13 protein-coding genes are annotated in these 8046 nt (G+C 43.7%); 4 read left to right on the forward strand and 9 right to left on the reverse strand.

Translation table 11 applies throughout. The annotated features are described in order from the left end of the window. Nucleotides 1-54: 54 nt before the first annotated feature. From ACFIKH_RS08365 to ACFIKH_RS08395, 7 genes are read right to left on the reverse strand one after another with little or no spacing between them, the layout of a single operon-like run. Complete coding sequence (locus ACFIKH_RS08365) at nucleotides 55-456, reverse strand: head decoration protein (protein WP_375671464.1); 402 nt, start codon at nucleotides 454-456, stop codon at nucleotides 55-57. Next, nucleotides 453-719, reverse strand: a complete 267-nt coding sequence (locus ACFIKH_RS08370) for a hypothetical protein (protein WP_041581352.1) — start codon at nucleotides 717-719, stop codon at nucleotides 453-455. The genes ACFIKH_RS08365 and ACFIKH_RS08370 overlap by 4 nt, the downstream gene beginning before the upstream one ends. Continuing rightward, complete coding sequence (locus ACFIKH_RS08375) at nucleotides 716-1789, reverse strand: S49 family peptidase (RefSeq protein WP_375671465.1); 1074 nt, start codon at nucleotides 1787-1789, stop codon at nucleotides 716-718. The genes ACFIKH_RS08370 and ACFIKH_RS08375 overlap by 4 nt, the downstream gene beginning before the upstream one ends. After that, nucleotides 1779-3323, reverse strand: a complete 1545-nt coding sequence (locus tag ACFIKH_RS08380) for a phage portal protein (RefSeq protein WP_375671466.1) — start codon at nucleotides 3321-3323, stop codon at nucleotides 1779-1781. Before ACFIKH_RS08380 ends, ACFIKH_RS08375 begins: the two co-directional genes overlap by 11 nt. Further along, the gene (locus ACFIKH_RS08385; RefSeq protein ID WP_006925669.1) at nucleotides 3323-3571 is read right to left on the reverse strand and encodes a phage head-tail joining protein; all 249 of its coding nucleotides are present in this window, start codon (nucleotides 3569-3571) and stop codon (nucleotides 3323-3325) included. Before ACFIKH_RS08385 ends, ACFIKH_RS08380 begins: the two co-directional genes overlap by 1 nt. 3 nt (nucleotides 3572-3574) lie before the next feature. Further along, complete coding sequence (locus ACFIKH_RS08390; RefSeq protein ID WP_375671467.1) at nucleotides 3575-5524, reverse strand: phage terminase large subunit family protein; 1950 nt, start codon at nucleotides 5522-5524, stop codon at nucleotides 3575-3577. After that, the gene (locus tag ACFIKH_RS08395) at nucleotides 5514-6083 is read right to left on the reverse strand and encodes a hypothetical protein (RefSeq protein WP_375652069.1); all 570 of its coding nucleotides are present in this window, start codon (nucleotides 6081-6083) and stop codon (nucleotides 5514-5516) included. The genes ACFIKH_RS08390 and ACFIKH_RS08395 overlap by 11 nt, the downstream gene beginning before the upstream one ends. 84 nt (nucleotides 6084-6167) lie before the next feature. Between ACFIKH_RS08395 and ACFIKH_RS08400 the strand changes: the two genes are divergently transcribed. The 4 genes from ACFIKH_RS08400 (at nucleotide 6168) to ACFIKH_RS08415 (ending at nucleotide 7346) form a co-directional block, all read left to right on the forward strand. Then, on the forward strand, nucleotides 6168-6434 hold the full coding sequence (locus tag ACFIKH_RS08400) for a BrnT family toxin (protein WP_375627060.1): 267 nt from the start codon (nucleotides 6168-6170) through the stop codon (nucleotides 6432-6434). Then, nucleotides 6412-6717, forward strand: coding sequence for a BrnA antitoxin family protein (locus tag ACFIKH_RS08405; RefSeq protein WP_375671468.1), 306 nt, complete (start codon nucleotides 6412-6414; stop codon nucleotides 6715-6717). Before ACFIKH_RS08400 ends, ACFIKH_RS08405 begins: the two co-directional genes overlap by 23 nt. 97 nt (nucleotides 6718-6814) lie before the next feature. Continuing rightward, nucleotides 6815-7078: a type II toxin-antitoxin system RelB/DinJ family antitoxin gene (locus ACFIKH_RS08410; RefSeq protein ID WP_375652068.1), complete on the forward strand. Its 264-nt coding sequence runs from the start codon at nucleotides 6815-6817 to the stop codon at nucleotides 7076-7078. Continuing rightward, entirely contained in the window at nucleotides 7065-7346 is a 282-nt protein-coding gene (locus tag ACFIKH_RS08415; RefSeq protein ID WP_375671469.1) for a type II toxin-antitoxin system YafQ family toxin, read from the forward strand. Before ACFIKH_RS08410 ends, ACFIKH_RS08415 begins: the two co-directional genes overlap by 14 nt. 44 nt (nucleotides 7347-7390) lie before the next feature. Here ACFIKH_RS08415 and ACFIKH_RS08420 read toward each other — a convergent pair whose 3' ends face one another. Together ACFIKH_RS08420 and ACFIKH_RS08425 are read right to left on the reverse strand one after the other, a co-directional pair. Continuing rightward, nucleotides 7391-7669, reverse strand: a complete 279-nt coding sequence (locus tag ACFIKH_RS08420; RefSeq protein WP_375621875.1) for a hypothetical protein — start codon at nucleotides 7667-7669, stop codon at nucleotides 7391-7393. Then, nucleotides 7666-8046: phage antirepressor KilAC domain-containing protein (locus ACFIKH_RS08425; protein WP_375671470.1), on the reverse strand; the 381-nt coding region annotated here is incomplete at its 5' end. The genes ACFIKH_RS08420 and ACFIKH_RS08425, both read right to left, overlap by 4 nt.

An 8046-nucleotide genomic window follows, 5' to 3' on the forward strand; every position in this document is an offset into this window, starting at 1 on the left:
AACTCATAGTTTTCGATGGCTTTCATCATTGTGATGCTTGAGAAAGCATCATGTTTAAAAAAGTTCATATCCATGTGCGCATTCTCCTATCGCAATAGAATTGTTGTTATGGTCTTCTAAAGACTGAATGGCTGCTTTCTTTTGCTCATCCGTGATGGCATCTGGCCATAGCAGTTCAGAAGCTTTTACAGTGCATAAGCGTACTGTAATCACGGCGCGTTGATCGGCGCCTGTTGCGTCAATAGTGGCAAAAGAAATCCCTGCCGGTGTTTGACTGCCATCTGATGCTGCTGGATTAAGGGGGACATAGTGTTCCGTTGCGGTTATCTTCCCCATGATAGTTCCTGCTTCAATGAATGCTCCTGATGCAAACACCACTTCTTCGTTTGACATATCGGGGTCGTAGGGTCCAAGATAAGCGCCATTGCGTACGTCGTCATAAATAATATTCGTCATTTCACTGCCCTCCAAGCTGCTTCCCATTTTGCGTGAATCTTTGCCTTGCTCGTCCCATCACTATGAGGGGTATAAGGCGAGACTTTTAAAGACGCGCTTTGAGAGCTAGCTGCTGTCAACACACATTGGCGTGCTTTCTCGAGACTCATACCGTTTTGAATAGCTTTTGCTGCGTCAAAAGAAACGCCTAAGTGCTTTGCTTGCCTTTCAAGGGTTGTTAGTGCTTTTGCGCGCTTTCTTTCTTTTTCAAGCACGGCTTTCATATCTTCGCGCTTGTTTTCATTGTCTTCATCCTCATCTTCGTTTTCTTCTTCATCGTCGAAGTCTTCGGCGTTTTTGTCGACGTCACTATCGTCTTCGTCCTCTTCCTCGTCATTGATGATGTCGACGATCTTTTCGTCATCCTCTTCTTCAGCGCGGTATTGTGTGCGTGCCATGTGTTTTGTCCTTCTTTTTCTGTTGATGTTGGGTTTTGTGATATGGAATCCGTTAAGGCTTCCAAAGCTTGCGCAAGAGTGCCCTGCGCATCTGCTAATCCAAGCGTGATCGCTTGGGTGCCTATAAAAGTTTCTGCCTTCGTGTCACGAATTGCAGCAGCATTTAAGCGTCTGTTTTGCGCCACCAAATCAACAAACATCTCGTAGAGCAGGGCGCAATCGGCTTGCATTTTTATCTGTGCTGTATCGCTCAAGGGTTCATGAGGATTGCCATGAACTTTGTGATCACCTTCAAAGACAAAGGTCCATTTATGCCCGTGTTTTTCATCTGCACGGGATTGGTCAAGATGGGCGCAAACAACCCCAATCGAGCCCACAACACCCGTGCGAGCTACCCATATTTGAGAAGCAGAGCAGGCAATGGCATAAGCTGCAGAACAGGCAAACTCATTGGCATGTGCCCAAATGGGTTTATTGTATTGTTTTGAGAGTGTTTGAAACTCTTCAACCAAATCAAAGACACCACCGGCTTCTCCACCGCCGCTGTCAATATCAAGTAAGACAGCGCGAACATCAGGTTGTGCAATGGCTTCACGAAAAGAAGCCCTTAAACCTTCATAAGAGGTTAATCCCGATAAAGCCCCAAGCCATGCACCACGGCGCACAAGCGTGCCATGAACTGGTAGGATAGCAACATTGTTTTGCACCACGTAAGTTTCTGGTGGTCTTAAAGCTTCCGTATCCCCTTGCGCAAAAGCCTTAGGGGGAAACTTTTCTCCCTCAAAAAGACGCGGCGCAAGAGCATTCAAAATGATATCAAGCTTTGTCGATGCAAGCATATGAGGAACACCAAAAAGCCGTGATGCCAAAAACGGCATGTCGAGATTATTCACCATTTGTATGTGCCTCACTGCCTTGGTTACTTTCATAAGTTTCAGAAGCTTCTGAATCTGCGGTATCAATTACTTGATTGCTACCAGAGGGCGCTGCCATATCCGTGTCAAAAGATAAGCCGCGCGCACGAGCATCTGTGTGCTCTTCTTGCAGTTCGGCATGAATGCTGTCGATATCAAAGCCGCGCTCGGCAAGTGCCATGCGTCGTGTTTTCAAGCCTGCACGGATTTCTTCTTTTTCCGCTGAGATATCCTTGTTTGGATCAATCATTTCAAGCGGGGGCGCAAAGCTTTCACATTGAAGCCATGGCAAGGGATTTTCTTCCCACCCTGGCAAATTGACGCATTTGACAAGCACTGCCATTTCAACAAAACGCTCCCATATAATGCGATTAAACTGAAAGGCAATGATATGTTCACGCCATTGTTTGACGTGCCGTCTAAACTGAATGATAGAGGTACGCACATTTGAAAAATTGCCGCGCGTAACGTCCCCTGTCACAACGGCATAAGGCATATTAAGTGCTGCACAAATTTTCAAGATATTGCGAAATTGAAAAGCCTCATAAGAGCCACCAACCTCAACAGGATTTGAGAATGTAACCTCTTTATTCTCTCCTAAATAAAGAGATGCACCGGGCGCAATGACAGGTGCTTTGTATTCTTCTTCAACGTTGTTTTTATCACGATTATCGGATAATTTTTCGACGTTTGGTGAATTGTCCTTGACAAACGCCGCGAAAAGAGCCGCCGTCCTTTTTCTATCGAGTTCTGCGTCGTCATAGGATTCCAGTTGAAAGATCTTTGTCATACAGCGCGTTATTTTGGGAGAACCGCGCAATTGTCCGGCAATACGGCGCTCTTTGATGTGCAGGACCATTTCAGCGGGGACACGCACGCGCTCTTGGCTCTCAAATGCCATATTTGCAGGGACATCATCATAGGGGTGATGTTCCCAGAAATGATAAGCAACACGCTTGCCACTGGCATTAAATTCAATTCCCATACGAATGTAATTGCCTTCAATCTCAGCAGGTCCATTGTAGGAAAGGTCCAACATTTCCGTGGGATAAACTTGTAATTGAAGCGGTACACCAGAGCGTCCGTAGAGATCAACATAATGCAATCTTACAAAGCACTCTCCGGTTAAAAAGACCTCTCGTGCAATGGTTGCTTGCAGCCCATAAAAGCTGGTATCTTCATCATAATCTGCTTCATCAACCCATTGCCACCATAAGTCTAAAAGCTTTTTCTTTTCTTCTTGAAAGCCTTCAATACGAGGATAAGGTTTAATCCCATCACTTACAGCCGCAGAGACCCATTCCTCTGTTGCAGAGCCATAAAGAGCTTCATTGTCATAAAGCCATCTTGAACGGGCAACAATGGTATCACCGCATTCCTCAATGGCTTTATTGATATGTTTTTTTGCGGGGTCAAAACCACCCATACGGCGGCTTTTGCTTGCCGCTTCAAAATGGGGATTGTGTTGACGAGAAATTGTAAAAAAGCCCGTGAGTTTATTGAAAAAACCAGCCATTAATAGCCTCGTGATATATTAAAATAGAAAACGCGTGAACGCTTGCGCCCTTCAAGGTCCGCTATTTGTGTGTTCAGCATCTCAAGCGCTCTGCGCAGTTCCTCAACAGAACGGTTGCTTACTTGCTTATCGCCATGGCGCACCGATTGTGCTCCCGAATAAAGAGCTTCTTCAATTTGCTCACGCCGCCTTTTTAAGTTTTCAAGTCTGTCAATTTTGCTGTTAATTGGTTCTAAAGTTTCACCCACAAATTACCTCCAATCCCCTCGCATATAAGGATTCATCATTGTTCTGAATGGCTTCTTTTGAGGTTGTGCTGTCTGAGATCTTCTTGGAGCAGGAGAGGGGGCATGTCTTGGTGTTGGCTGCTCTAAAGAGCCCTCAATTTTAAGTTTTTCCAGACGCTCTTCTAAGATATCGACTTCTCGATTAAGGTTTATTCCTGCCGAAATCAGACCTTGTAAAGCAGCATAAGCATAGACCCTACAGTCCAAGGCTTCATTTCTTGCCTTTTCGCTTTTTTGCCATTCAATGCGCTTGAAGCCTTTAAAATATTTGATGACTTTTCTTTCAGCGGTTAGCTGGTCAAAATATTCCCGATCAAGGCTTTTGTGAAAGTGTGTTGCACCAGCACCCGATGCTTCAGGACCGGATTTTTTAAACCGTGCCGTGATAATATCTTTTGCTGCGTCAACACCAACAATATAGAGATTGATCTGTCCTTTGTTGTTTCTACTTGGGCGGCGTGGCCATACCGCACGCCATCCCGCTTGTCCCTTAATCCCCCAGATACGTCGTCCCTCACGCGGGCGCACATAATTATAAACCGCTTGTGTGTGTCCACCACCGGTATCAATACAAGCAGCCGTTATCTTGATGCCATCTTTATAGCCTAGATGTGGCCAACGTCTTGTAAGATATTCATCCAGTTGGTCCCATACTTCAAAAGAAGAAGGATCACCAAGGATAACTTGATAATCAATATGCCAACTTTCTTCACTACGCCCCCATCCCACCACTTCAAGTTCCAAGCGGTCATTTTGCACATCAATACCCGCTGTTAACAACACGGCTTGTTCTGGTGCCAATGGATAATCTTCGCGTTTTGCATAGAGGCTATCAGGATCAACAACTTCGCCTGTTCTGTCTTCCCATGGCTCTCCAAGAACTGTATTAATAAAAACTTGCAAAAGAGCAGGGTCTTCTTTGGCTCTTAAAAATTCGCGCGCACAATCGCCCCAAGTCAGCCATGGCGAATAAAGCGCTGAAATATGGTAAGAACGTAGACGAGGCTTACTTGACTCCTGTGTTGCGATCCAGCAAGCACCGTTTTCTTCTGCCATTAAGGTGGACTTACGATGTTCGGCATGTTCATGACCACAATGGGCACAAACAAACACAGCTTTTTCGGGGGCGCCTTTTGGCCACTTGATTTGTGACCAAACAATGGGCTGTAGAACACCACATGCATCACAAGGCACGTTGTAATATCGCTGGTCTCCTAGCACAAAATCCTTGGCGATACGGCTTGTGTCACGGTGTGTCGGCGTGGACAATTTAAAAATTTTACGTTGAATAAAAGCAGAGGTTCGTTTTTCAGCAATTGTTACAGGATCGCCTTCATTATCGACATTCAATGGGTAAGCATCGACTTCATCCAAAACCAAATAGCGAATAGGAGAAGAACGCAATCCAGCAGCACTATTTGCTCCTGTAATCATCAATGTTCCCCCATAAAATTCCTTTGAAAACATTGTATTTCCACTGTCTCGTGCACGAGCAGGAGCAATGCGTTCACTTAAAGCAGGGCTAGCTGAAATCATCGGATCAAGACGAGACTTTGACAGTTTCTTAGCGGTCTCAACTGTCGGCATCACATAAAGGGCAGGTCCTGGACTATGATGAATGGCATAACCACAAAAGTTCAATGCTGCTTCCGACATTCCAACCTGAGCCCCCTTCATCACAACCGTTATTTCAGTCGGATCATAAACAGAAAGATTATCCATGATCTCTCGTAAATAGGGGGTACGTATAGTCCTCCATAATCCAGGCTCAGCACTTGTAACTGTGCTCAAATAACGATTTTTATCAGCCCACTGGGAAACAGTATAAGGCGGGTCAGGACGACGTCCTTCATTCGCATAGCAAAAAAAGAGCCCAGCACCAGAGGATGAGGGCGAAGCATCACTACTTATCATGTTCTGGATTCTCTTCTAAAATGTTGGGATCGTGAAAAGAAACAGGGACGACATTTTCCATTAAAGCTTTGCGCATATGATGATCGATAGCTCCAATAAGGCTCGCAGCATCACATCCTACTTGCGCCGCAATTTCAGTACCAAAGCGATAGGCAAAATTGAGCATTGTATCTCGATGCGCTCTTCCAAAGTTCCATGCTTCTTTTCTCACTTCTTCACGATCAACAGTTGTTTCGCGTAACTTTTCCAGAGCAATCTTTTCTTTTGCTAGCGCAACTTGCATTCGCTCCAGTTTTATCTTGTATTCATTGGCTCCATCTGTGGAGGCTTGTTTAATCTTTGTCCGCACCTTTCCATCAGGCGCTAAAAATGGGATAGGGCGCTTTGTTGGATTCTCATTCCAGATAGCTGTTGCAAGCGCTTCATTGACAGAACCATCTTCAAAAAGAGCCGCATCAAATTTACCTGTCTTTATCCGAGAAACCACCGCATTATGTGAAACACCCATCTTCTTCGCAAAGGCACGAACCGATAGACCCTTACGATGCTTCTTATTCATAGTTGCTCCATTTTGAATGGTATATACGAATTATTGTACACTTTAATTATTGACAAGGTTTTATTTTTCGTGTACATAAAATATATGAAGATAGTGTGGGATGAACCAAAAAGAGCTTTAAACATTGATAAACATAAGCTTGATTTTGCTGATGTTATTTACTTTGACTGGGAACATGCTTTTATTGATGCAACCCATTCAAACCGCATGAAGGCTATTGGACATTTTGCTGATGACACAACAGTTATTGTTTTTGCAAAGCTTGGCAATGAAGCGATATCCATTATCAGTTTTCGTCAAGCGAATAAAAAAGAAAGAGAGGTTTTCAATGACTATCAAAAAAACCTTTGAAACAGGATGTGGCTATACAAAAGAAGATTGGGACGCTGTGGATTCCCCACCACTAACAGATGAAGAACTTGCACGCTTAAAGCCAGCTAAAGACGTTTTACCAGCCTCCTTTTTTAAGTATGTAACAGAAGAACGCCGTAAACGCGGGCGTCCACCCGTTGAATCTCCCAAACAAACGGTTACTCTCCGTCTCGACCCAAATGTTATTGCCTCTTTTAAAAAACAAGGAAAAGATTGGCGAACACGTATGGGTGAAGTCTTAAAAAAAGCAAGTGGTTGTTAAGCCAAACGATCTCGCCACTCTAAAAAATGTGCTTTATAGTTGAAATTAAACTTCAATTGTATTACATTGAAATACAGTTGAGAGAGGAGAGCTCATCATGGCTGCTAGTCGTATGGTTCAGGCGCGTGTACCAGAAGAAATTCAAAATGTTGCTAATCAAGTTATTCAAGCTTCAGGTTTATCAGTAAGTGATGTTGTGAGAGTATTGATGACGCGTATTGCACAAGATAAAGCTATTCCGTCCTTCTTGTTTCAACCTAATGCGAAAACTATAGCGGCTTTTGCAGAACTAGAGGAAGGTAACTTAAAAAAGTTTCATTCCGTAGACGAATTATTTGACGATCTCTATGCGGACGATTGAACGTACCACTATCTTCAAACGTGATTTCAAGCGTGAAATGAAAGGACGGTATCGGCATCTTTTAGATACTGATTTGCGCCAAATCATTGCAGCATTAGCAAATGACCAGCCTTTAGAACCTCGATATCATGATCATGCATTGACTGGGAATTGGAGCAATTATCCAGATTGCCATATTCGACCTGACTTAGTATTGATTTATCGCTTGATTGGTCAAGATCGATTGATTTTAGTGCGTCTGGGCTCCCATTCAAAACTTGATCTTTAAACCACCTCCCCATTTTGAGAACGGGGAGGGGAGATGTGTTTTACTTAAGCAACCTTTTTAATGGGGCTCTCTAAATCTGGTTCATAAGTTCGCAACAAAGAATCCATACGATGTGGAAGTTCTGAAGCTCCAAAATCTGTCAAAATTGCCAAGATTTTTGTAATATTGGGCACGTCATCTTGAAGCTTTAAAACCAGAGCATCTACGACCGATTCCATAACCTCAACTATAGCATTGCAGTCCTCATCTCCAATGCCTCGATGATTAGAAAGCTTAAACAATGCCATCCATAAATCGCATAAGAAGTCGACACTGCTATTCATTGCACACCCCCAAAGATTTGTTCTCTCAAACATGCCAATCCTCTAGATGTGATTTTCGTTGAAGGGAGCACCTTTTCTGTACCATCCGGTCTTTGAATGGTAATAGCAGGGCAATCCATGAATCCTTTCTTGATCTTGTCCTGATAAGGTAACAGAGGCGCCCCTGGAGCCCGTCGATACACCCAATCATGTTTACGCAAGTAATCCGTTAAATCCTTTGGTCGCACCTCTAACATTTTTGCTGCTTCAATTAAGCCAAACAAACCATCAGAACGCTTTAAACCATCAAGTGCTTTTGCCTTTGGTTCTAATTTAGCAATGATATTGTCTTTCCGCTCATTTTCATCTTTTAAATGCGTTAAGACACCAAGCATTAC

This window comes from Bartonella sp. SD1336NMGDW, from assembly GCF_042193565.1.
GTDB lineage: Bacteria > Pseudomonadota > Alphaproteobacteria > Rhizobiales > Rhizobiaceae > Bartonella > Bartonella grahamii.